Here is a 23,654-nt window from a genome sequence, read left to right as displayed (position 1 = left end):
TATGAAGACTGGTTTTACCCTATTATTTTTAATATTATTCTCAGGGTCTATTGCTGCCCAAAGTACAATAGAAGTAGGGAAGAAAGCTCCTGAAATTACAATGACCAAGGCAGACGGAACTTCATTTGCCCTTTCAACATTAAAAGGGAAGGTGGTTCTGATAGATTTCTGGGCTACCTGGTGCGCTCCCTGTGTAGAGGAACAGCCTGAGCTGAAAACATTGTATGATACATATTCTGAACAGGTAAAAAACAATACGTTTGAAATTCTGGGTGTTTCTTTAGATAAAAATAAAGAAAGCTGGCAGAAAGCAATTGACAGATTTGAGATCAAATGGATACAGATCAGTGATTTAAAATTCTGGAAAAGTCCTGTAGCAAAGCTTTACGAAATTGATGAACTTCCTTTTAATGTCATCATTGACGGACAGGGAACGATTTTAGCTAAAAACCTTCATGGTAAAGAACTGGAAGAATTTTTAAAGAAAACTTTAAGTCAGAATTAAGAATATAAAATCTTACAGATATTGAAAGAGCGGTAAATAAATTACTGCTCTTTATTTTTTATATACGCTTTAAAGTAATTGATATACAGTAAAGAACAATCCTTTCTTTTGTTTTATAGCTTCGAAGGATGAAAAAAAGTTTCTTCCTTCGCTTGGGGCTATCAGTGATATTGCTGATGCATAGTGTAGTTTCTATTTTCAGTGGAGATGTTAACAATTTTGGGCATTTTTATCTGGACACTATAGGGTTCAGTCCCTTTGGAGTTTATATTGCATGGGCTGTAAAGCTGACCCATCTTCTCTCTGTGCCGTTACTTTGGTTTGACCGATATATAAAGCCAGTGGCTATTTGTAATATCCTCATTTTTGTTTGTGGAATCTATTTCGTGCATTGGCAAAACGGCTGGTTTGTAGTGGGGGGCGGAACTAATGGAATTGAGTTCAATGTCTTACTGATCTTCAGTTTTCTGAACCTGATGTATCCTGAAATTTATTTGATTAAAAAGAATCGTTTTCGACATATAAGAGATATATAAGCTTCCTAAAAATCTTTAGTTTTTATGTAAGTTTTCCCTGATGACGATTCAAAATGGTAGTTTGTAGATCATTACCTTAATTTGATCAACTTATATTTTTATATTTGATTGAACAACTCGTACTTTGTACTCTTACATCATGATCAACTTGAAACCAGACAGCAGATCTAAATGGCAGATTCATTTGCTTTTTTGGGTATTGTATTATATCCTGGAAGTTTACCTTGACTTTTACTGGTCCAGGTATCAGTTTCCGGATTTCAAATGGCCAATAAGACTTCAAAATACCCTGATCCTGGAGCTAGGTTATCTTTTGATCAAAATACCGCTTGCCTATGCTTTGCTGTATGTCTTTGAAAAGGTCAATATTAAAGGGATTTTCAAATACCTTCTCTATATTTTCATTGTAATAACTGCTGTTTTTGGGCACCGTTTTTTAACGCATTATATCATTTATCCTTATATCTGTGAGGCTACAGAAACTCTGGATGGAAAGTATCCGTCGGGGTTTATCAATGGTTATGTGGCATTCAACTCTTTTATGGATCTGATTTTCATGGTAGGTCTGATTTTCGGGGTTGAAATTACCCGGCAGAAAAATCTGCTGAAAGAACAGATCTCCCAATTAAAGTCTGAAAAGCTGGATCAGGAACTCACTATGCTGAAAGCACAGATCAATCCTCACTTTCTGTTCAATACTCTTAATAACATCTACGGAATGGCTCTGAAAAAAGCAGATGAAACTCCTGATGTCATTCTTCAGCTTTCCAAGGTAATGCGCTATAATATCTATGAAGCGGCTGAAAAAAGGATTTCCATAGCTAAGGATATTGAAAACATTAAGGATTATATACAGATCCAGAAAATCCGCCACCGCCATCTTACCATAAACTTTACTGAAGATATTGATCATCCTTCTCAGGAAATATCACCGCTGATCTTGATACAGTTTGTAGAAAATGCTTTCAAACATGGAGTTTCTGAAAGTTTAGGAGAGGCATTTATTACCATCAATATCCGGTTGAAAAACGGAATTCTCACTTATTTCATAGAAAATTCCAAAGAAGAAAGCCTTCATACGCATTCCACAAAAATAGGTCAGAAAAATATCCGGAGACAGCTTGAACTGCTTTATCCTCAACACATCCTTTCTGTAGAAGATCAAACCAACCGCTATAGTGTAACATTAACCATAGATTTCCATGACACGCCCAGCCTCTAAAAAATACAACTGCATTATTGTAGAAGACGAACCCATTGCCGCAGAAATTCTGGAAAGTTTTATCTCCAGAGATCAGGAACTGAATCTTGTAGGAAAATGTTCTGATGCCGTATATGCCAGCAGCCTTTTAAGTATTTATGAGGTAGATCTGATGTTTTTGGATCTCCATCTTCCCGTTGTAAAAGGTTTTGATTTCCTAAGGAAAATAAAAAATCCGCCTTTCGTAATTGTTACCACGGCTTATCATCAGTATGCCGTAGAAGGCTACGAACTTGATATTGCGGATTATCTGATGAAACCTATTCCGTATGATCGTTTTCTGACTGCCGTTGAGAAATTCAAATATTTAATGGAGGCGGAGGATGCCTTACTGGAGGTGTCTGAACGTGATTATATCTTTATCAATAGCGGGAAAAAGCAGATTAAAATCATTTTGCAGGAAATTTTCTACATCGAGAGCTTAAGAGAATACATTCATATTCATACAAAAACTGAGACTTTCACCTTTAAAATGCCCATCAGTAAAATAGAAGAAATTTTGGATCCCAAAATGTTTGCCCGTATTCATAAATCGTACATCATTTCAAAGGGCAAAATAGAAGTCAAGTCGGCCAATGTAATCCAGATTAACGGGAAAAATCTTCCTGTGGGAAGAACGTATAAGCCGTTGTTGGAGCTTTAGGAGGGAAGTGTTAAAAACCACCCCACCAAAAATTTTAAAAATTTTCGCCAACCCTCCAAAGGATGGTAATTGTCAGTCATTCAATTCAAAATTAAAAGAAGCAGGGAATGTTTGTATAATCTATCTTGTACTAATTTTCATATTGATCTTCAATGATTATAAAGAAATAAAGTCTGTTTCTGTTTTTAGAAACAGACTTTATTTTACTGATTATATTGTTTTTAAGCCATCGTTTTGGTAAAAGCTTTTTCTATGTTTTGTATCGCATTATTCAAAGCCATCTCTTCCATTCCAGGAATAGCAGTTCCTTCTACACGGAAAATCGTTACATCTGTAATCCCAATAAATGATAAGAAATGAGTAAGGTAGGGGATAGCAAAATCAAAAGGTTTATTGGGACCTGCAGTAAAAAGACCTGCAGACCCGCCGGCAATAAATGCTTTTTTCCCCTTTAACAGGCCTTCAGAACCTGATTCGCTATACTGGAAAGTAACTTTTGCCCTTGCTATATGATCCAGATAAGCTTTCAAACCGGAAGTAATACTGAAATTATACATTGGAACTCCTATAACGATATAATCTGCCTCCTGGATTTGTGCCACTGCTTCGTCTGACATTCTGATGGCTTCTGCCAATTCCGGGGTTCTATGCTCAGGCGGGGTAAAAAAACCGTTAATCTGATCCTGACTTAAATGAGGAAATAGTTTCTTTGACAGATCAAGTACGTCAACAGATACCGCTGGCTCGCTTTCCGTTATTTTATCAACGATTAGATTTCCCATTTTAATGGTATAAGAATCAGTACCTCTGGTACTGGAAATGATGTGTAATACTTTTTTGGACATTTTTATTTGTTTTTAAAATTCTTATACAAATTTATAGTACATTTACTATATAAAAAGAAGTACTATACTCTTGTATAGCACTATGCAAGAGTATAGAAACATAATAATCAAAACGTTATGGGGAAGATTTCAGAACTTAAGAGTTGGCAGGAATGTTCAGCTACGTATATTTTAGCAGTTAATGATACTATAAATGTTATCAATGGGAAATGGAAAGCGGCTATTATATCATCACTTTTTTTTGGAAAAAAGCGTTATGGAGAACTTGAAAAAGACATTCCAAAAATTACTCCACGAATGCTCTCAAAAGAACTGAGAGATTTGGAAGCCAATGGAATTGTTACCAGAACCGTACATGATACAATTCCTGTTACTGTACAGTATGAACTAACAGAATCAGGCTATGCATTCCGGAAAGTGCTGGATGTAATGCTGGATTGGGGTATTGAACACAGAAACAAAACTCTTAAGAATAATGAGAAAAAGAAAAGCTAAAATATTTTTATTTTAAAACATTTTGAGGCCAACTATTCCTACAACAATCAATAATGCAGAAAGCAATCTTAAAACACTTGCAGAGTCCTGAAAAAACAGAATCCCCACCATTAAAGTTCCTACGGCACCAATTCCGGTCCATACTGCATAGGCAGTTCCAATAGGGATACTTTTCTGAGCGTACCAAAGAAATCCACCACTAACGGACATACATACGATTGAAAATATGATCCAGCTCCATTTATTATTTTCTGGTTGTTGAGATAATTTAAGTCCCAAAGGCCATCCAATTTCAAAAATTCCTGCGATAATTAATGCAATCCAGTTCATACTATTTATTTTTAATGATGTTATCTGTTATTGAAAGAATGTCATTAAAAAGGAATTCTTCACAGTAAAAGACTTCATCAAATTACTACTGTAAAATTACGATTATCCATTCACATTCAATACAATAAACTGTGCGATACCGCAAAACACAGAGATAGAACGTATGATACAGACTGTGAACCGTTCAATATTCTATAATAAAATGTAAGTCTGAATATATCTCTAATATTGATATCTTTATGTCGTGAAAAGAGAAGGCCAAAATCTCTTGTTTTCTATAGACCTATTCATCTCAATTATGCTAACAGATATCATTAAAGTTCATCTCGACGTTATTTTTTGTGGAATTAATCCCGGATTAAAATCATCAGATGACGGACATCATTTTTCAGGGAAAAGTAACCGTTTCTGGAAGGTTCTTCACCAGTCAGGTTTTACTCCTTATGAAATTGAAGCGGTGAATGATATTTCTATTCTGGATTTCGGATTGGGACTTACAACTGCTGTTGCAAGAGCAACATCCCGTGCTGACGAACTTTCAAAAGAAGAGTTTGACAATGCTTTGGATACATTTAAAGCAAAAATAACAGAATACCAACCTCAATATGTGGCTTTTCTGGGTAAAGCTGCTTACAAAGCTTTCTCTAAAAAGAAAGAAATTCTGTGGGGACTGCAGGCAGAAGATTTCTGTGGTGCAAAAGTATGGGTTTTGCCCAATACCAGCGGTTTGAACCGGGGATTTTCTCTTGCTGATCTTGTTTCCTCTTACAGCATTTTTTACCAGGCTGTTAAATAGTCTGAATCCATCATAAACAATTTCAAAAGTATAAAGGAGTGGCAAAACCGCACCTCAATTTTTTGTACCCTATTATTTTAATCTCTATTTAAGAAAATCACACTTAAGGGAGAAAACAACACATTTACTAATTTAATTCTCCCAGTTAATTATTCATTCTCCCCAGATATTTGATTGTTTGATACATTTAAAACTCAAACCATTAAATAGTACTATGAAAACAAAAGAGTACGAATTCATTAAAAGACATTTTGTTTTATTGGATTCAGCAACAGGAAATTTATGCTCAGGCATACCACAGCGATGTTTTAAAAAAGTGAACAGGGTTTTACTATGTTCAGCCCTTATTACAGCATTCTCATCTCAATTCAGCGCACAGTCCAGAACTAGTGAGCCTGTGAATGAAAAGCCTTATCCAGCTGACAAGGTTATCTCTTTGTATGGTAAAGAAAGGAACAGCTTTTCCGGTGACATGCAGCGAAGATCTTCGAACACTATTCCTATTGAACTTCGGTCAAAAGAAATCAGAGAAGTATTGATAGGGCAGGACTATTTTTCTGCAGATCTTTTTCTAAATGAGGGTGCAAAAGTTCCTTCCGGTCACAATCCTCAGGTTCATCATTATGACAGCCAGAATGTTGTTTTTGACGGACAAAAGCACGAGAACGTCCGGGTTGATGAAATTATCGATCAATATACCTTAAAGAATGCAGACATTGATTACTATTATGATAATGCCTACTATCTTTTCCGTGATGCTTCAGGAAATACCATTGCTTCAGTATATTATATTGACCGTACTGTAGGGTTTTTAAAGTCTGAATATAAAGTTGTAAACAAAGGAAAATCTCTAGTCACATTTCCTCTGCTTGTTGCTCCCAACCCAGCCAAAAATGTAATCAATATTACTTATCACGTGGAAAAAGAGAGCCAGGCCAGTCTTCAGATCATAGATATCAATGGCCGTACTGCAGATACTGTATTCAGGGATAAGCAGATCAAAAACGGAAGACATACAATACAGCACAATATCAATCTTCCAGCCGGCAACTATCTGGTACAGTTTAATGCTCAGGGGCAGGCGCCTGTTACTCAAAAAATCATTGTTCAATAAAAATGCAGACAATTATGAAAAAACTAATTTTACTTTTAGCCTGCATGTTATGGACTATGACATGCATTAATGCCCAATGTCCCAATGGTGATGCGGAAATGGGTAATTTCAGCAACTGGCAGACCTATGTTGGAAGCAACACAACAGGTACATTAAATTTATCAACCTTTACCCCAAGTCTTTCTCCTACCCAGCATACCGTGACGGGAATAGGCAATGACCCGATATTAGGAGCTTCTTTACCTATGGTGGGAGAAGGGAACAATGCTTTCAGATTAGGAAATTCTACCGCTATGAACGGAGCAGAGATCATGTCTTATACTTTCACAGCAGGAAGCTCTCTATCATTTATGTATGCTTTGGTTTTACAGGGAGCCCATAGCGATCCTGTGATCAATGGCTTTTTCAGCTATTGGGTCAGCAGAACCAATGATCTTGCCAGCAGTACAGCACCTGGTAATCTGGTCATTGGCCCTGTCAAAATTAATGGCAGCAACGTAGCTGATCCATTCCTTCAAACGACAAGCTTTAATGGTGAACCTCTTTCATGGAAAGAATGGCAAACTTTATGTCTTCCTATTCCTTCTCAGGATGTCGGCCAGCAGCTTACCATTTATTTTGCCACCGCAGACTGCAGAGATAGCGGTCACTTTGGTTATGCCTATATTGATGCCCTTTGCAAGCCAGTGCCTCCTGTACCAGAGCTTGTAGGACCTTCTACAGCATGTAATATTGATGATCCCATTCTTTTCAGCGGAAGCCGTACCACTAATGAATCTCAATATGTATGGTTTGCCCAGGAATGTGATGCCATGGGGAACCTCATCGGAAGCCCGCCATTTGCAGTCATTCGTAATGGGCCTGTAGGCACTTACAGTCTGCGGTCCAGCGGGATTAATTTGCAAAGCGGGCATTATTACAAAGTTACCCTCCAGGTCCGTAACTGTACCAGCGGCTGGGTAGTGATCTCCAAAATTATTAAAATAGAATATCCTCTCATACAGACGAGCAATAAGGTGATCTGCTGCGGTTCAAGCATAAAATTGAGAGCCAGCGTTACTGCTCCTGGTAATGGTGCAGCCACAAGTTACAAATGGTATGACGAAGCGGGTAATTTTATAGGCAACGGAAACGTATCATTTACCGGACCTATTGGCGGACCATTTGTTCCCGCTAATGATATCACTGTAACTCCTACCAAGTGTACCAAGTACAGGATTGTATTTGAATATAATGGCTGTAAAAATTCACAGTGGGTATATGTTACTCTTATTCAGAATGTCAGAGGTGCGTTTGGGTGTGTAAGCTATAATAATTGTACTGGATCAGGCACTGTGAAATTTGACCCGTGGATCAAACTTTGCGGTAATGAAGCTGAAGTAGGTCCGGATTACGGTTTTCATATGCAGCAAGCCACAAACAGCATTAAGTATTCCTGGAATACAGGCAGTACAAGTGACACTTCTGCTGTGACAGGAAATACAGCATCAACAGTAACTGTCACAAGTGCTTGCGGAACGAATACGGCAACCATCACTCCTCCGGTTTTTACAGGTGCTTTTCCAGGCTTATTCAAACCTACGGGCATGTCTGTGACCAATCCGTTTGTCATTTATAACACTCTGATGAACCAATATGCCATACCCGCATACAATGCCTATTCATATGAACTTAGTGTCTATGATCGCTGGGGAACGCGTGTTTACTACAAATATGAAACAACCTGTCTCGGTTTTTATAATGGCCAGATCAGATGGGATGGAAGATACACTCCTGATGCGAACGGTAATCCGGGACCCTATGTTAATATTCCGGGAGTATATTCATGGAATCTTAAGCTGACCAATTGTAGTGGCAGTGAAAACTATAAAGGTGATGTAACTTTTATACAGTAATTGGATTTTCAGATTCCATTTTATAAAAATCCCGACATTTTTTGTCGGGATTTCTTTTGCTGTTAAAGCAGTTGTTTTTTAATAGATCAAATCTTATGCTTTATTAGGTTTGCTTACATATTTGTTGTTCTTCACAAAAAACCGCCAGGGTAAAAGGGCGTCTTCCTGTGCATAAGCAACGCCTATACGGGGAGATTTTATAATATCATCAGAGGGATATTGAATTCCGTGATCTTCAATCCATATTTCATTTCCATCCAGCTCTTTTTTATTAAAAGATTTATCAATACCTAAAGCTTTGGCTGCAGATCCGGGGCCGGAAGAAATAGCCGCTTTATCGACAGACATATTTCGTCTGAGTTCCATGACATCTTTTCCTATCAGGGGCTCAACAGCTCTGATTAACACCGCATTAGGCTCATCTTTTACAGAAGTTACAATATTAAACAGATGATGAATTCCGTAACATAAATAAACATAAGAAACACCACCATGACTGTACAATATTTCAGTGCGGTCTGTCCGTCTGCCGCCATACGCATGGGAAGCTTTATCCAGTATTCCGAAATAGGCCTCTGTTTCTACAATAATTCCGGCTGTTACTTCACCATTAATATCCGTAAAAAGAACTTTTCCCAGAAGATTCTGAGCCAGAAAAAGAACATCTTGGTTGGAATAATAGGAGAGTGGTAGTTTCAAATGAATAGGTTTTATAAATTTAACAGGTTAAAAATAAGGATATAAAAATAATTTTCATAGAGTTAAATAGATTGTTATTACATTTGAAAATGAATTATTGATATTCATTCAAATCCAAAAATAAAATGATGATAAAATCTTTTAATCTAACGCTGTTTCTGTTTACTTTTTGTCTGACAGCACTATCATTTAGTATTCCTTATCAGCAATCTTATCAAAAAATGATTGTCGGGAAATGGCAGCCTGTACTCTCAGAAAGTGAAGGGATTGAAGCTAATGGAAGCCGAACGGTAAAGAATTACAAATTAAACAGGAAAGACCTCATGCAGTTTAATGCTGACGGCTCCATTATTGATAGCGGACAGCTTTATTTCTCGTATTCATTAGATCCTGACGACAAAATCTTATCTTTATTTGACGGAGGTAATTATGAGCGAAAATTTGAAATCGCCCAGCTGGATAAAACAACAATGAAGATTGTCATGAAAGAGACAGACAAATACAAAGGAGAACCCTTTCATATAACCTGGACCATTGTATTTAAAAGAAGATAAAACGAACCCAACATTTATCTATGCCCTTTCAAAAGAGGTGATATCTTTAACCATATTTTAAGTGAGTTCTAATTGTATTCTAATGCAATAAAGCTTTACTGCTGCATTATTAGCTTTAATTTTGCAAAATGAAAAAGAAAAAATTATTTGCAGCTTTATGTAAAACTACTTGCTTGGGATTATTAATTGTTGGCAGTACCATGATTAAGGCCCAAAGTAAGGGAAGCTCAGAAATAAGAATTGCCTATGGACTTGGAACGACCACAGATTTTCTTAATGCTTTCACCAGTGTATTTACATTCGGTTATGGTCCTTATGAGACAGGATATTCCGGAGCTTTTGTTGTTGAATATAACTATGCAATAAAGGATAAATGGATTATTGGGACAGACCTTGTATATCAACAGGTAACAAGAGAATATTCCGATACATCATCAGAAAAATCACACAATTATACTTTTGCCGTAAAAAGTAACTACAACTACATATCTAAGTCAAAATTTCGCATGTATTCCGGAGTGGGATTAGGATTAACATTGGAAAAGAGTAGGAATCCTTTACAAAGTATCTCACATTTTAATTATCAACTTACAGGACTCGGAATTAGAGTAGGAGGCAGATTGGGAGTAAGTGCTGAAGCAGGTTTTGGATATAAAGGAATAGGAAATGTAGGGCTGTCTTACAGTTTATAATAAGCAAGATCAATATTCATTATCCCTATTTAAAAGAAAAACCAGATAATTTGATATCTGGTTTTTTCTTTTTTATCTTCCTCCCGGAGGACAGTGTTCTTTTAAATATTTTGTAAACAAAGTTGCAAGGTGTAATGATGTTCCTTCCCCTTCATCAATAGAGTGTGTTCGGTTAGGATAAGACATCAGCTGAAACTGTTTGTTGTGTTTTATCAATTCGTTGATGTATACTTCCGTATTCTGGTAATGTACATTATCATCGCCTGTTCCGTGCACCAGTAGAAGATTTCCTTTTAGGTTTTTAGCATAAGCCAGTGGGGATCCATTCACAAAATCTTCTCTGTTTTCCTGTGGAAGCCCCATATATCTTTCCTGATAGATATTGTCATAGAACAACTGATTGGCCACCGGAGCAATAGCAATCCCGGTCTGGTAAATATCAGGATATTGTCCCAGAAGATTCAGGGTAGAAGAACCTCCGCCGCTCCAGCCCCATACGGCAACTCTTGAAGTATCTGCATAAGGCCATTTAGCGAATAACGCTTTAGCTCCCATTGCCTGATCACGGATATTAAGCTGTCCTATTTTACGGTAAATCGATTTTCGCCATTCACGCCCTCTTGGAGCAGGTGTTCCGCGGTTTTCAAGGGAAACATACAGATAACCATCTTCCGCCATATCTCCCACATATAAATCATTCCATCCTGTATAGAAGCTGTCTGTTACTGTCTGTGTTGCCGGTTCTCCATAGACCATGAAAACAATCGGGTATTTTTTATTAGGGTCAAAATTTTTAGGCTTTACCACCCATCCGTCCAATGTAATTCCATCCTGTGTGGCAACCTGGAAAAACTCTGCTTTAGGTCTTGCAGGATCTGCTTTGGCTGTTCTTTTGGCAGCAATCAGTTCTTTATGTTCCGGAAGTGATATTACAGAACCCATGGAAATGGCATTGACACTATTGTTGGTAAATATCGCGATCTTCCCATTGGGTGATATCGTGTATTTATTGGAACCGGTATAAGTTTCAGGAGTTACTTTTTGTGCTTTTCCACCTTTCATATTTACTTTGTACAGATATTTCTGAGTCGCATTATTGGGTGAAGCTGAAAAGTAGATCTGCTTGTTCTGAACATCAAAAAACTCAGGTTTTATAACATCAAAGGCATCTTTGGTAATCAATGTTTCCTTACCGCTCATATCTATTTTATAAATATGTCTCCATCCGTCTTTTTCAGAAAGCCACAGGAATTCTTTTCCATTCTCTATCCAGTCCCAGCCACTTGGGTCATTATCGTTCCAACGGGATTTGATATCAATCCATGCAGCATCTGTTTCTGTGTGAATAGTCTTACTGCTGCCGGAATTGGCATCTGCCACAATGATTTTACTTTGATTCTGTTTTCTGTTCAATTGCTGCAGAATAACAGATTTGGAATCCAATACCCATTCCATTCTCGGAATATAGTTTTGTATTTCATCTCCTGTGATATCTGCTTTCTTTGAAGATTTAGAAGCAAGATCATAAAACCAGATGCTGCACCCTGAAGGATTTTCGCCCACTTTCGGATATTCTACAGGAACTGTAAATGAATACAGACTGTCTGTATTATTGATCATCAGGAAGTTTTTAGTACTTCGTGCATCCAGCTTCCAGTAAGCAATTTTGTTGCCGTCAGGTGACCATCTGAAACCATCCTGAGTTCCAAATTCCTCTTCATATACCCAGTCGAAAGTACCGTTGATCATTCCGTCTGTACCATCTGTAGTGATCTTGGTAAGCTGATTGTTTGAAAGATCTTCAACATAAATATTATGCTTAGACACATACGCTACTTTTTTACCATCCGGAGAATATTTGGCAAACATCAATGATGAAGACGGCAGGCCTTTTCCAAGCTGGGTAAGCTTTTTAGTATTTTTATCGAAGATCCAATAATCTCCACGGGTATTGTCTCTCCATACTTTTCGGGTATTGGCAAAGAGTAATAAACTTTTGTCATCCGGAGATACCTGGAAACTTTGTACCTGCAGTGCTTCAGAACTTCCCGCAGGAACAAGTTCATTGCTGTTTAAAAGAGTCTGATCTTTTCCGGGATGCAGTACATCAACAATTTCAACCCCTTTTTTTGTAAATGAATAATAGGCATTGCCATCCGGAGTCCACTGTGTCTTTTGTGCCACAAATGGTGACAGACACAGGAAATACAGTGCAACGATCGTTAGTTTTTTTATGTTCTTCATAGATAGTATTTATATTAAGCTCAATGTTCAGCTCTGTAATTTTCAATTTCTTCAACGGTTTTGATCAGTCCGTTCCCAAGAAGTCTGTATCCGTCATCTGTAATCAGGAAATCATCTTCCACACGGATTCCTCCGAAGTTTCGGTATTCATTCACTGTATCATAATTAATAAAATCTGCATTTTTGTTTTCAGCCTGCCAGATATCAATCAGTTCCGGAATCATATAAATACCGGGCTCAACTGTTACTACAAATCCGGACTCCAATGCTTTTCCTAAACGTAAAGATTTAAGCCCGAATGTTTTGGTGTCTTTGGGTTCTTCTTCGGTATAGCCAATATACTGCTCTCCAAGATCTTCCATATCATGTACGTCAAGTCCCATCATATGTCCCAATCCGCACTGGAAAAATAGGGTATGGGCATGGTTTTTTACCGCTTCTTCAGGATTTCCTTTCATCAATCCAAGATCAATAAGACCTTCTACCAGATGCTGCGAGGCTTTCAGATGGATATCCTTAAATCTTACTCCTGGCTTCAAAAGCTGTTGGGCATTATTAAAAGCATTCAGAACCACTTCATACATTTCCTTTTGTTTTGTGCTAAAAGTTTTGCTCACCGGAAAAGTTCTGGTAAGGTCACCCGCATATCCCATTGCCGTTTCCGCTCCGGAATCATTAAGGAAAAGATCTCCTTCTTTTAAGGTATTGAGACGGTAGTGATTATGCAGAATTCCTCCGTTTATGGTTACAATCGGAGGATAAGACATCTGACATTCTTTATTGGCAGCCAGATATTGGATGGCATTGGCAATTTCATATTCTTTAATGCCCGGTTTTGCCATCTGCATCGCCAGTAAATGCATTTCATTGGATACATTCACTGCCTGTTCTATCTGCACTATTTCCTGAGGTTCTTTTATAGACCGCTGCTTCACAATGGCTTTAATCATCTCTGTAGAAGGCTGTAAATCTGCTATTTTAACACCAAGAAGATCGGCAAGTAAAATTTTATTGGAAGACTGATACGGAGGAAGATAATGTACCTTTCTGCCGGAAGTCTGTGCTTTTAGAATATATTGAGAAAGCTCTGCATACGGCAAAGTTTCCTGTACTCCGGATTTCAGGCTTTTTTCTTTTAGGGTTTCCTGTCTGCCCATCCATACGATGTCATCTATACTTAATTCATCTCCGAAAATAATGGTCTTATTCTCATCAATATCAATAATGGCCACAATGCGGGGTTCCTGAATTTCGAAATAATATAAATACGTACTGTCCTGACGGAAATAATAAGGATTGTGTTCAAAATTCACAGGATTCTCTATATTTCCCAAAAACAATAAAATTCCGTTCGCTACATTACTTTGTAACACTGCTCTTCTATCTTGATAGGTTTGTGTTGAAAACATATTATGAATACTTTTTAATTTAAAGCTTTAAAGTTACGATTTTGTACTATTGACCGCTCTTTATTTACTAAAATAAAGAATAATGTAAAGTTTGGATTTTAATATGATATCCAGTGTTCATATTTTGCTTAAATTCGGTCATATTTTAACCTTTTACATCAAAATATTGGTTCTATGAAGAGTCTTCAGTTTTCAGTCCCTGCTGACACCAACAAAAGTATCCGCATCCAGGAAGATATAATGCCCAATTTTTATCCTTACTTTCACCGTCATACAGAAACCCAGATCATGTGGATTCTTAAAGGACACGGAACACTGGCTATAGAACAAAACCTCTTTAATTTTGAGGCTGGCGATATTTTTTATCTGGGCGCCAATCAATCACATGTCTTCCGAGGTAATTTTGATAAAGATGAAAAACAAAAGGTTCATTCCATTTCTATATTTTTTGATCCATATAAAAAGATCGCTGCCTTTTTCGATTTACCGGAATTTGAAGAACTTAAAAATTTTATTGCCCATTCAGAAGTCGGCTTCCAGGTCGCTTCTAAGTTAAAAGTAAATATCGGGGAAAACATTGCTGCCTTACAAAAAACAGAAGGCGTAGAACAGATTATAGATTTTATAAGGATTTTGAACCATCTTATGCAAAACAGGCATCTGCATATTCCTTTATCTTCGGAAAAAAATCTGCCAGATCACATTTCAGACTATGATCAAAGAATTATAGATGCTCAAACCTTTATTAAGAAGAATTTTGCCCAGACAAAACTAACCCTTGACAGTATTGCCCAGGAAGCCTGCATGACTCCTCAGGCATTTTGCAGATCCTTTAAAAAACGAACCAGAATCACTTACATTCAATATCTTAATGAACTCCGTGTACAGAGAGCCTGCAGACTATTGACCTCCAGTAATATGTACAGCATTTCTTCCGTGGCTTTTAACAGTGGCTTCAACAGCCTTACCAATTTTAACCGGGTTTTCAAGTCTATTATGAAATATTCACCTAAAGAATACCTAAAGCATTATAAAGAGGCTACTATAGAACAATAAAAAACAGCCTGTTAAAATATGGTTAATATCTATTAAAATATTAACATTTACCGTTTTGAAATTCTGCTAGTTTTGGATAAATATTATTTGATATGAGTACAAAACTAAACTGGGAAGGTATTTATCCTGCTGTATTAACTCCTTTTACCAAAGAAGGTGAGATAGACTTTGAAATGTTTGCTCTCAATACAGAAGCCCAGATCAAAGCAGGTGTTCACGGAATTATCCTTGCAGGAACATTAGGTGAAGCCAGCGCGTTAGAAACAGAAGAAAAGTTTGAGCTGCTGAAATATGCAAAAAAGATAACACAGGGAAGAATTCCCGTTATTCTTAATCTTGCTGAAAATACGACCAAAAATGCAGTACACTTCGCTCAAAAAGCTAAAGAATCAGGGGCTGACGGTCTCATGCTACTTCCACCTATGCGCTATAAAGCAGACAGCCGTGAAGTAGTAGAATATTTCAAAGCAGTGGCTTCTGCTACGGACCTTCCAATCCTTATCTATAACAATCCGGTTGATTACGGAATTTATGTAACCCTTGAAATGTTTGAGGAACTTATTGAACACCCAACCATTCAGGCCGTTAAAGAATCCACAAGAGATCTTGCCAATGTAACCAGAATGATTAACCGTTTTGGAAAAAGGATCAAAATTCTTGGCGGGGTAGATACTATTTGCCTTGAAACCCTGATGCTTGGTGCAGATGGGCTTGTAGCAGGTCTTGTAGATGCTTTCCCTAATGAAACCATGGCCATGTACAACCACGTGAAAGCAAATGAATACGATAAAGCTGTAGCAATCTACCGATGGTTTATGCCATTACTTGAGCTGGACATTCATCCTAAACTTATTCAGTATATCAAACTGGCTGCAACAGCGGAAGGAATAAGCAGTCCGTATGTAAGAGCACCACGTCTGGAACTACACGGTGAAGAAGCTGAAAAAGTCAAAAAGATCATTGAAGAAGGCATAGCCAACCGCCCGGCATTAGATTAATACCAGAAAGAAAGCTATGATTGAAGAAACATCAACACAAGATATTGATAGAAGAATTCAGATGGCGTCTGAAGCCTACCAGTTTCTGAAAAATACCACTGTACAAGAACGGGCAGCCTTCATGAACACCGTTGCCGATCAGATTGAAGCACTGGGAGAAGAACTTTTGACAACGGCTCATATTGAAACATCACTGCCCTTAGCCAGACTTACTGGTGAAAAAGCGAGAACAACAGGACAATGGAGAAGCTATGCCAAAGCGGTAGCCACAGGAATATATACAGAACCAAGAATTGATCTTCCACAATCTGATAAGCAAAAAGGGGACATCCGAAAATACAATGTTGGTATAGGACCTGTAGTTATTTTCGGAGCCAGTAATTTCCCGTTTGCTTTTTCTACAGCGGGCGGTGATACGGCAAGTGCTATTGGAGCAGGCTGTTCTGTTATCATAAAAGCTCATCCTGCTCACCCTAAGACCTCTCAACTCATGGCTGATGCTATAACAGCTGCTGTGAAAGAATGCAGCTGGCCTGAAGGAATCTTTAGCCATATTACCGGAACATCCCATGATATCGGGGCTTATTTAGTTCAGCATAAAGAGATCAGAGCCGTTGCATTTACCGGTTCATTTGCCGGAGGAAAAGCATTGTTCGATATGGCGAATCACCGTGAAGATCCTATTCCTGTTTTTGCAGAAATGGGCAGCATCAATCCAGTATTTGTCCTGCCGGATTTGCTTGAAAAAAAAGCAGAAGCGTTCGCTAAAGAATATCTTTCATCCTTAACATTAGGAGCAGGACAATTTTGTACCAACCCGGGAGTATGTATTGCTCTTAAAGGAGAATCTCTGGATCGTTTTATCATTACCCTGAAAAATGAAATTAATGAAATTGTTCCCGCAAAGATGCTTCACAAAGGAATCTATGAAAATTTTGAAAAACATAAAACCATTGCGACAGAACAGCCTGAAGTACATATCATTGCCACAACAGATACAGAAATTAATGAAGGGTACGGACATGCTATGGTGATAGAGACCAACGCTAAAAATTTCATAAAAAATTCTGTGTTAAGTGAAGAGGTTTTCGGGCCTTTTGGTATCATTGTAACTTGTGAAACTCAGGAAGAGATGACTGAAATCGCTCAACAACTGAAAGGACAGTTAACAATTACCGTAGCAGCTACCGATGAAGATGCCCGGAATCATCTTGTACTAATCAATCTTTTGAAGGATAAATGCGGAAGGTTACTATTCAACGGAATGCCTACGGGGGTGGAAGTTGTTTATGCCATGCAGCATGGAGGTCCTTTTCCTTCGACTACTGATTCCCGCTTTACCTCTGTAGGTCCGGATGCTGTAAAGAGGTTTATCCGTCCTATTTCTTTCCAAAACTGGCCGGATGAATTTTTACCCGAAGAGCTGAAGAATGAAAATCCGTTACAGATCAGCAGAATTGTAGATGGAGAAGTCAATTCAGGATCATTAAAATTACAAACCCCATGAACAGAACATTTTTTTGTATAGATTCTCATACCTGCGGGTGTCCTGTACGTCTTGTTGCAGGAGGCGGCCCTATTTTAAAAGGAAACTCTATGATGGAGCGTAGACTTCATTTTATGAAAGAATACGACTGGATCCGGAAAGGACTTATGTTTGAACCCCGAGGTCATGATATGATGAGTGGAAGTATTTTGTATCCGCCTATTGACGAAGAAAACGATATCGGAGTTTTATATATTGAAACCAGCGGATGTCTTCCCATGTGCGGACACGGAACGATAGGAACGGTAACCATTGCCATAGAAGAAGGTCTCATTTTTCCTAAAATTCCCGGAAAACTACGCCTTGAAACACCGGCAGGACTTATTCTCATTGATTATGTACAGGAAGGCAAAAAAGTAACGTCTGTAAAACTGACCAATGTGAAATCCTTTCTGTATGCTGAAAATCTGGAAGTTGATTGTCCGAATCTCGGAGTAATAAAAGCTGATGTAGCTTATGGAGGGAACTTCTATGCTATCATAGACCCTCAGGAAAACTTCAGGGATATTTCCGATTTTACAGCCAGCCAGCTTATTCATTATGGAAAGATAGTCAGAAAATTACTCAATGACAAGTATCAATTTATTCATCCTGAAAATGAACATATTACCGGATTAAGCCATATTCAATGGACGGGTAATCCTACAGATCCTGAAGCAAGCGGGCGAAATGCTGTTTTAGTGGGAGAGAACGCGTTGGACCGTTCACCATGCGGAACGGGAACTTCTGCAAGAATGGCTCAATGGTATGCTAAAGGAAAATTAAAAGAAGGAGAAGAATTTATCCATGAAAGTTATATCGGATCCCAGTTCATTGGGAGAATTGAAGGAACGGATACAGTTGCAGGAAATCCAGCAATTATTCCGTCAGTAGAAGGCTGGGCAAGAATCATCGGTTATAATCATATTATTATTGATGATGAAGATCCTTACTGGCAGGGATTTCATGTTATGTAAACAGATATATGACACAGAATAAAGGAAAAGCACTTATTATTGGTGCAGGAATAGCAGGTTTAAGCTCCGCCTATTACCTTTTAGAGAAAGGCTGGAGTGTAGAAATTCTGGAGCAGAACGATCTTACGAACAATTGTTCTTATGGCAATGCAGGGATGATCGTACCCAGCCACTTTACTCCGTTGGCAGCGCCGGGAGTTGTTGCACAAGGCATCCGCTGGATGTTTGATAGCAAAAGTCCGTTTTATGTAAAGCCTTCATTGAGTGCTGATCTGTTTTCCTGGGGGATAAAGTTCTTGAAACATTCCAACCAGAAACATGTGGACCGTTCAGCAGCAGCCATCAGAGACCTTAACCTGGCGAGCAGCAGTCTCTATAACGAGATTGCTGCAAAAGATGAATTTGATTTTGAACTTAATCAGAGTGGTATTCTGATGCTTTACAAAACCGAAAAAGTAAGGGAAGAAGAAACAGAGCTTGCTCATAAAGCGATCAGTCTGGGATTATCTGTTGACATTCTAGATCAAAAAGGAATTCAGGAACTTGAGCCTAATATCCGGATGGATGTCATAGGAGGGATCAATTATAAATGTGACGGCCATATGAATCCGATGAAACTGATGAAACAAATGATCTCTTATCTTAAAAATAATGGTGCCGTTTTTCATACCCATCATAAAGTAACAGGATTCGAAACATCAGGAAGCATGATTAAAGCCGTCATTGCTAATGATAAAAAGTTTACAGCAGACCGTTTCGTCATGACCGGAGGTTCATTTCTCCCTGAGCTGGCTCAGAAGGCAGGAATCAAAATTCAGTTAATGCCTGGAAAAGGATATTCGTTTATGCATACCCTTGATAATCCAGCCAATACCCTGAATCATGCTGCTTTATTACTGGAAGCAAGAGTGGCTGTCACTCCTATGAATGGGCAGATCCGTTTCGGAGGAACTATGGAACTGGCTTCCCATCATGATAAAATTAATATGAAAAGAGTAGAAGGTATCGTCCGGTCTATCCCTCATTATTTACCTGACTTTCAGATGCATCCCAAGCAAGAATCTGAAATATGGTTAGGTTACAGACCTTGTGCACCGGACGGCCTTCCTTATCTGGGACAGTCTTCCCAATTGAAAAACCTGATTATCGCAGGCGGTGGCGGTATGATGGGGTTAAGTTTAGGACCCATTTTTGGAAAAACAGTTTCAGAACTTGCCAATGACCAAAAGCCAACGGTTGAGATAAAGATATTCAACCCTGAAAGATTTAGTTAAAAAAACATCACATAACACACAAAATTAAGCACAAAACAATTTGATTATTCAAATAATTTATTAACAACCAAATCCAAAATTTATGAAAAAATTTAAATTACTACTACTTGTTTCCCTATTTCCAATAATAGGTTTTGCTCAGGAAAACAGACCTCATGAGTGTAAAGCAGATGAAATGATGAAAAAACATTTTGAACTGCACCCTAAATCTAAGGCTGAATATGAAAACTTTGAGAAATTCACCAAAGATTTTGTAAAAAAAAAGGAATCAAACAAAACTCCATTGAATAAAAAGGTCAACGCTCCCACCTATATCATCCCTGTGGTTTTTCATGTGTATGGAGAATCTCAGAGTAATGTAAAAGTAAATTACCAAAAAGTAGTTGACTTACTGCAACAAATCAACTTAAATTTCAATGGAATCAACACTGATTCAAATACTGTAGATCCTGATTTCCAATCTATCAGAGCAGCATTAAGTATTGAATTTCGATTAGCTAAAATTGATCCAACCGGAAAAGCAACAAGCGGAGTGGTATTTCATCCTTTCAAAGGTGGATATGGCAACGGAGGCGGATATGATGCAGAAATTGGTGCAGATGCGTGGGATAATACAAAGTACATGAATGTGTATATACAAAATGATCTATATTCTAATAAAGATTTATATCAATCAGGAGTTGCCTGGTATCCGGATTCATACATGACTTCAGTAAATACAGCCAGAGTTGTTTATAATGGACGTTATATATTTAATGCTGCAGGAACAGTGGCTTCAAACGAATTTTCTGATACATTTACTCACGAATTTGGGCACTGGTTAAATCTTCAGCATACGTTTAATGTTCCATGTTCAACTGCAAACCCAACTAATGATGGTGATGGAGTTGCTGACACCCCTGTAGAAAATACTTCTTCCGGATTAGGATGTACAGCTGGAAACAATTGCCTTGGACAAAAAGTGAACGTTGAAAACTATATGGGATACAATGGTTCTTCCGGTTGTTATAAAATGTTTACCAATGGACAAGTCAACAGAATGCTAGCAGCGTTAAACCATCCTTCGCGAATGAATTTATGGCAGCCTGCCAACTTAGCCGCAACCGGAGTTGCCAATACTCCACCTAGATTAACCCTTAGCAACAGTACATTTACGGAGAACTTAAACAATAATGGAGCCGTGTCATTAGATGGAACAGTAGCCTCTGCCCCTACATCAACGATCACGCTAAACGGAGCAACATTTACCGTACCAAATGGAACAACTCTTACTGCAGGAACACATTTCACTTCTTCATTACCAGCAGGACTAACAGCAGCTATAGCAGTTATAAGCCCTACTACTGCAACACTTACCATAAACGGTGCGGCAACCAGTCATCCTAAAAGTCAGGTACTGAATTCATCAATTACGTTCCTAAATCCGGCTATAACAGGAGGCGCAACTTCATTAGGATCAACTACAGCTTTGGCATTAACTTTTTCTTACAAGGATCCCTATAAATTAGTTACAGGAACTCCTCTGGAAAGCTATGCCAACCCAACAGCTACAACAGTAACAACCAACTCCGGGGCAGCTTGGAAATATTTTATCATTAACCCGGAGCTTAGTGATGATGCAGGGTATGGCGCTTGGTATTATGGAGCAAATCAATTAAAATTGGAAACCTATTGGAAAGGATTAGTATGTGAAACAGGAACAAGAAATATTAGTTTAATTCCGGCTTGCACCACTATAACTAATGCAAATAATATAGGTTACCCAATTGGTACTCCCGGACAACTTGACGTGTATACTCCTACATACACTAACTGGTCTGGCCAAACCGCTTATGTTGGTTTTAGAAACCAATTCGAAGGCTACAATATTAACGGCTATTTCAAACTGATTGTTGGAGCCAATGGTTCAGGTTATTCTGTAACTGAGTTTAGATACAATACACAACCAAATGGCAGTATTACAACCCCTTGTGCATTATCATTATCCACAGCAGACGTTGATACAACAAACTCAGAAACTTCTATCTATCCAAATCCAGTTTCTGATGTATTAAATATTAAAACAAAAGGGGCAATTAAGTCAATTTCTGTTTATGATATGTTTGGAAGAAAAATGAATGCAAAAGTTATTGGTGATAAGGTTGATGTTAAACATTTCCTAAGCGGAACTTATTTAATTGATATTGAAACTACTTTAGGAAAATCTTCCCAAAAATTCATTAAAAAATAAGATCAAACGCTAACCTATGGACAATATTCTGGCGGCGGTGGTCTGCAACACCATCAACCTCCTGATTATTACTTCAAGGCAGTTACAGATTGGTTTAAGACTTTTTAAATAACAAAACACTTTTCTCAGAAATATGAATAATAGTTTAGTATTCATATGCAGTTGATTGGGCTTCATTGTAAGCCCAATTTTTTATTATATAGGTTCAGTTTCTGGTTTATTTGTGTACTTTTATTCTGTAATTACAATTCCAATGCATTATAAAAACGACACCATCATCATCCGTGAATTTACACCTGAAGAATTTCCTTTGTTTTCCACTCTTTTTGAAAATGAAAATGTTACCCGCTATCTGCCTTATAAAACTCCTGAAGAATATAAGGAAATGTTTGACAAAGCAGTGGCAGATTATGAAGCAGGACCCTTCAGCAGATGGGGAATATTCGACACTCAGAATAACGATTTTGTAGGAATGTGTCTGGCCAGAATTTTTCTTGATAATCCTGACCAGCTGGAAATAGGATATACTTTGGGCGATAATTACTGGGGCAAAGGTCTTGGAACTAAAGTTTGTAAAGCCCTTGTCGACTATTGCTTTTCATTGAAACTTAATAAAGATATCGTTGCTGTAACCGATCTTGATAATATCGGATCTCAGAAAGTCCTTCTGAACAACAACTTTAAGAGAATTGAAAACCTAAAACGCGAAGATAGGGAACTGGCTTATTTCATCTTACAGAAATAATAAACAGATGCTGATCCTTAGAACCGGAGGACTCACAATTCCCCTCCTTTGGAGGGGTGGCGAAAATTCAAAGAATTTTTGATGGGGTGGTTTCTCCTATCCATTTTAAACGACTTCATCATAAAGCTTTAAACCTTACAAGTTTACTTAGCATAAAGAGTAAATCCAGAAAAGAAAAAATCAATAAAAAATCTTTGATTTTTAAGCTTAAATGAACTTCTCAACGCTTATCTATAAATTAAAATCAACTTAAGCATTTTTTATCTTTTGTGACTTTTGTGGTTAAGCTATACACGGAAAACATTTCATTTATATAATAATTTATCATAACTTGCAGGAATTATGATGTCGAAACGTTGCAAATATGCGCTCAAAGCAATGGTCAGATTAGCAAGGAATTATAACCAGGGCTTTCTGTCAACCTCCATTATTGCACAAGATGAGAACATCCCTAAAAAATTTCTGGAACAAATTCTTCTTGAGCTTAAAAGAGCCAAACTTGTTAACAGCAAACAAGGTAAAGTAGGAGGTTATTATCTATTAAAATCACCCGATGAGGTTTCATTAGCAGACATTTACCGTATTTTTGACGGACCTATTGCATTAACACCATGCGTTTCTTTAAACTTTTATGAAGCCTGTGATGATTGTGTGGATGAAGCAGTCTGTTACCTGAGAAAAGAACTTATGATCGTTCGTGAAAAGACAAGAACAAGTATGATGGAAGCCACTCTGACTAAGTTTATCAGCAAAAAATAAAAATTTTTTATTTAAATTCTACTATTTTGATAGGAGTTATAGAATTTTATATATATTTGCAAGATTAAAATC

23 protein-coding genes are annotated in these 23,654 nt (G+C 37.7%); 18 read left to right on the top strand and 5 right to left on the bottom strand.

Features of this window, described 5'->3' with window-relative positions; genetic code table 11:
• Window position 1: 1 nt before the first annotated feature.
• From GFU89_RS03340 to GFU89_RS03325, 4 genes are all read left to right on the top strand, one after another.
• The gene (locus GFU89_RS03340; RefSeq protein ID WP_318845792.1) at window positions 2-505 is read left to right on the top strand and encodes a TlpA disulfide reductase family protein; all 504 of its coding nucleotides are present in this window, start codon (window positions 2-4) and stop codon (window positions 503-505) included.
• Between the two features lie 128 nt (window positions 506-633).
• A complete protein-coding gene (locus tag GFU89_RS03335) occupies window positions 634-1,041 on the top strand; it encodes a DoxX family protein (protein ID WP_318845791.1) in 408 nt (135 codons plus the stop codon).
• 139 nt (window positions 1,042-1,180) lie between these two features.
• Window positions 1,181-2,263, top strand: coding sequence for a sensor histidine kinase (locus GFU89_RS03330; protein ID WP_318845790.1), 1,083 nt, complete (start codon window positions 1,181-1,183; stop codon window positions 2,261-2,263).
• Window positions 2,244-2,945, top strand: a complete 702-nt coding sequence (locus GFU89_RS03325) for a LytTR family DNA-binding domain-containing protein (RefSeq protein ID WP_318845789.1) — start codon at window positions 2,244-2,246, stop codon at window positions 2,943-2,945. Before GFU89_RS03330 ends, GFU89_RS03325 begins: the two co-directional genes overlap by 20 nt.
• A 221-nt stretch (window positions 2,946-3,166) precedes the next feature.
• Here the strand turns inward: GFU89_RS03325 and GFU89_RS03320 are convergent, their stop codons facing one another.
• Entirely contained in the window at window positions 3,167-3,790 is a 624-nt protein-coding gene (locus GFU89_RS03320) for an FMN-dependent NADH-azoreductase (RefSeq protein ID WP_318845788.1), read from the bottom strand.
• Window positions 3,791-3,907: 117 nt separating this feature from the next.
• Here GFU89_RS03320 and GFU89_RS03315 point away from each other — a divergent pair, with 117 nt between their 5' ends.
• Window positions 3,908-4,285 (top strand): helix-turn-helix domain-containing protein, encoded by a 378-nt coding sequence (locus GFU89_RS03315; RefSeq protein ID WP_318845787.1) that lies wholly within the window; start codon window positions 3,908-3,910, stop codon window positions 4,283-4,285.
• A gap of 12 nt (window positions 4,286-4,297) precedes the next feature.
• Here the strand turns inward: GFU89_RS03315 and GFU89_RS03310 are convergent, their stop codons facing one another.
• Window positions 4,298-4,615, bottom strand: a complete 318-nt coding sequence (locus tag GFU89_RS03310; protein ID WP_318845786.1) for a multidrug efflux SMR transporter — start codon at window positions 4,613-4,615, stop codon at window positions 4,298-4,300.
• A gap of 298 nt (window positions 4,616-4,913) precedes the next feature.
• Between GFU89_RS03310 and mug the strand changes: the two genes are divergently transcribed.
• The 3 genes from mug (at window position 4,914) to GFU89_RS03295 (ending at window position 8,420) form a co-directional block, all read left to right on the top strand.
• Complete coding sequence (mug, locus tag GFU89_RS03305; RefSeq protein ID WP_318845785.1) at window positions 4,914-5,411, top strand: G/U mismatch-specific DNA glycosylase; 498 nt, start codon at window positions 4,914-4,916, stop codon at window positions 5,409-5,411.
• A gap of 214 nt (window positions 5,412-5,625) precedes the next feature.
• Window positions 5,626-6,525: a T9SS type A sorting domain-containing protein gene (locus tag GFU89_RS03300; protein ID WP_318845784.1), complete on the top strand. Its 900-nt coding sequence runs from the start codon at window positions 5,626-5,628 to the stop codon at window positions 6,523-6,525.
• A 14-nt stretch (window positions 6,526-6,539) separates the two neighbouring features.
• Window positions 6,540-8,420: a hypothetical protein gene (locus GFU89_RS03295; protein WP_318845783.1), complete on the top strand. Its 1,881-nt coding sequence runs from the start codon at window positions 6,540-6,542 to the stop codon at window positions 8,418-8,420.
• Window positions 8,421-8,513: 93 nt separating this feature from the next.
• On the opposite strand, the gene GFU89_RS03290 is transcribed toward GFU89_RS03295, so the two are convergent.
• A complete protein-coding gene (locus tag GFU89_RS03290; RefSeq protein ID WP_318845782.1) occupies window positions 8,514-9,119 on the bottom strand; it encodes a DNA-3-methyladenine glycosylase in 606 nt (201 codons plus the stop codon).
• Between the two features lie 125 nt (window positions 9,120-9,244).
• On the opposite strand from GFU89_RS03290, the gene GFU89_RS03285 reads away from it, so the two are divergent.
• Window positions 9,245-9,673 carry a hypothetical protein gene (locus GFU89_RS03285; protein WP_318845781.1) on the top strand — a complete coding sequence of 143 codons (429 nt, stop codon included), beginning with the start codon at window positions 9,245-9,247 and terminating at the stop codon, window positions 9,671-9,673.
• Window positions 9,674-9,801: 128 nt separating this feature from the next.
• A complete protein-coding gene (locus tag GFU89_RS03280; protein WP_318845780.1) occupies window positions 9,802-10,365 on the top strand; it encodes a hypothetical protein in 564 nt (187 codons plus the stop codon).
• A gap of 72 nt (window positions 10,366-10,437) precedes the next feature.
• Here the strand turns inward: GFU89_RS03280 and GFU89_RS03275 are convergent, their stop codons facing one another.
• Window positions 10,438-12,609 (bottom strand): S9 family peptidase, encoded by a 2,172-nt coding sequence (locus tag GFU89_RS03275; RefSeq protein WP_318845779.1) that lies wholly within the window; start codon window positions 12,607-12,609, stop codon window positions 10,438-10,440.
• Window positions 12,610-12,629: 20 nt separating this feature from the next.
• Entirely contained in the window at window positions 12,630-14,018 is a 1,389-nt protein-coding gene (locus tag GFU89_RS03270; protein ID WP_318845778.1) for an aminopeptidase P family protein, read from the bottom strand.
• Window positions 14,019-14,192: 174 nt separating this feature from the next.
• On the opposite strand from GFU89_RS03270, the gene GFU89_RS03265 reads away from it, so the two are divergent.
• From GFU89_RS03265 to GFU89_RS03230, 8 genes are all read left to right on the top strand, one after another.
• On the top strand, window positions 14,193-15,074 hold the full coding sequence (locus GFU89_RS03265) for an AraC family transcriptional regulator (RefSeq protein ID WP_318845777.1): 882 nt from the start codon (window positions 14,193-14,195) through the stop codon (window positions 15,072-15,074).
• Window positions 15,075-15,166: 92 nt separating this feature from the next.
• Window positions 15,167-16,072, top strand: a complete 906-nt coding sequence (locus tag GFU89_RS03260) for a dihydrodipicolinate synthase family protein (protein ID WP_318845776.1) — start codon at window positions 15,167-15,169, stop codon at window positions 16,070-16,072.
• Window positions 16,073-16,088: 16 nt separating this feature from the next.
• The gene (locus GFU89_RS03255; protein WP_318845775.1) at window positions 16,089-17,579 is read left to right on the top strand and encodes an aldehyde dehydrogenase (NADP(+)); all 1,491 of its coding nucleotides are present in this window, start codon (window positions 16,089-16,091) and stop codon (window positions 17,577-17,579) included.
• Window positions 17,576-18,574 (top strand): 4-hydroxyproline epimerase, encoded by a 999-nt coding sequence (locus GFU89_RS03250; RefSeq protein ID WP_318845774.1) that lies wholly within the window; start codon window positions 17,576-17,578, stop codon window positions 18,572-18,574. The genes GFU89_RS03255 and GFU89_RS03250 overlap by 4 nt, the downstream gene beginning before the upstream one ends.
• A gap of 8 nt (window positions 18,575-18,582) precedes the next feature.
• The gene (locus GFU89_RS03245; protein WP_318845773.1) at window positions 18,583-19,848 is read left to right on the top strand and encodes an NAD(P)/FAD-dependent oxidoreductase; all 1,266 of its coding nucleotides are present in this window, start codon (window positions 18,583-18,585) and stop codon (window positions 19,846-19,848) included.
• Between the two features lie 82 nt (window positions 19,849-19,930).
• Window positions 19,931-22,078 (top strand): M43 family zinc metalloprotease, encoded by a 2,148-nt coding sequence (locus GFU89_RS03240; RefSeq protein WP_318845772.1) that lies wholly within the window; start codon window positions 19,931-19,933, stop codon window positions 22,076-22,078.
• Window positions 22,079-22,331: 253 nt separating this feature from the next.
• A complete protein-coding gene (locus tag GFU89_RS03235; RefSeq protein ID WP_318845771.1) occupies window positions 22,332-22,823 on the top strand; it encodes a GNAT family N-acetyltransferase in 492 nt (163 codons plus the stop codon).
• Between the two features lie 342 nt (window positions 22,824-23,165).
• Complete coding sequence (locus tag GFU89_RS03230) at window positions 23,166-23,582, top strand: Rrf2 family transcriptional regulator (protein WP_318845770.1); 417 nt, start codon at window positions 23,166-23,168, stop codon at window positions 23,580-23,582.
• Window positions 23,583-23,654 lie beyond the last annotated feature (72 nt).

It is taken from the genome of Chryseobacterium sp. JV558, from assembly GCF_033712365.1.
Lineage (GTDB): Bacteria > Bacteroidota > Bacteroidia > Flavobacteriales > Weeksellaceae > Chryseobacterium.
This window is presented reverse-complemented; position numbering and strand designations above follow the sequence as displayed.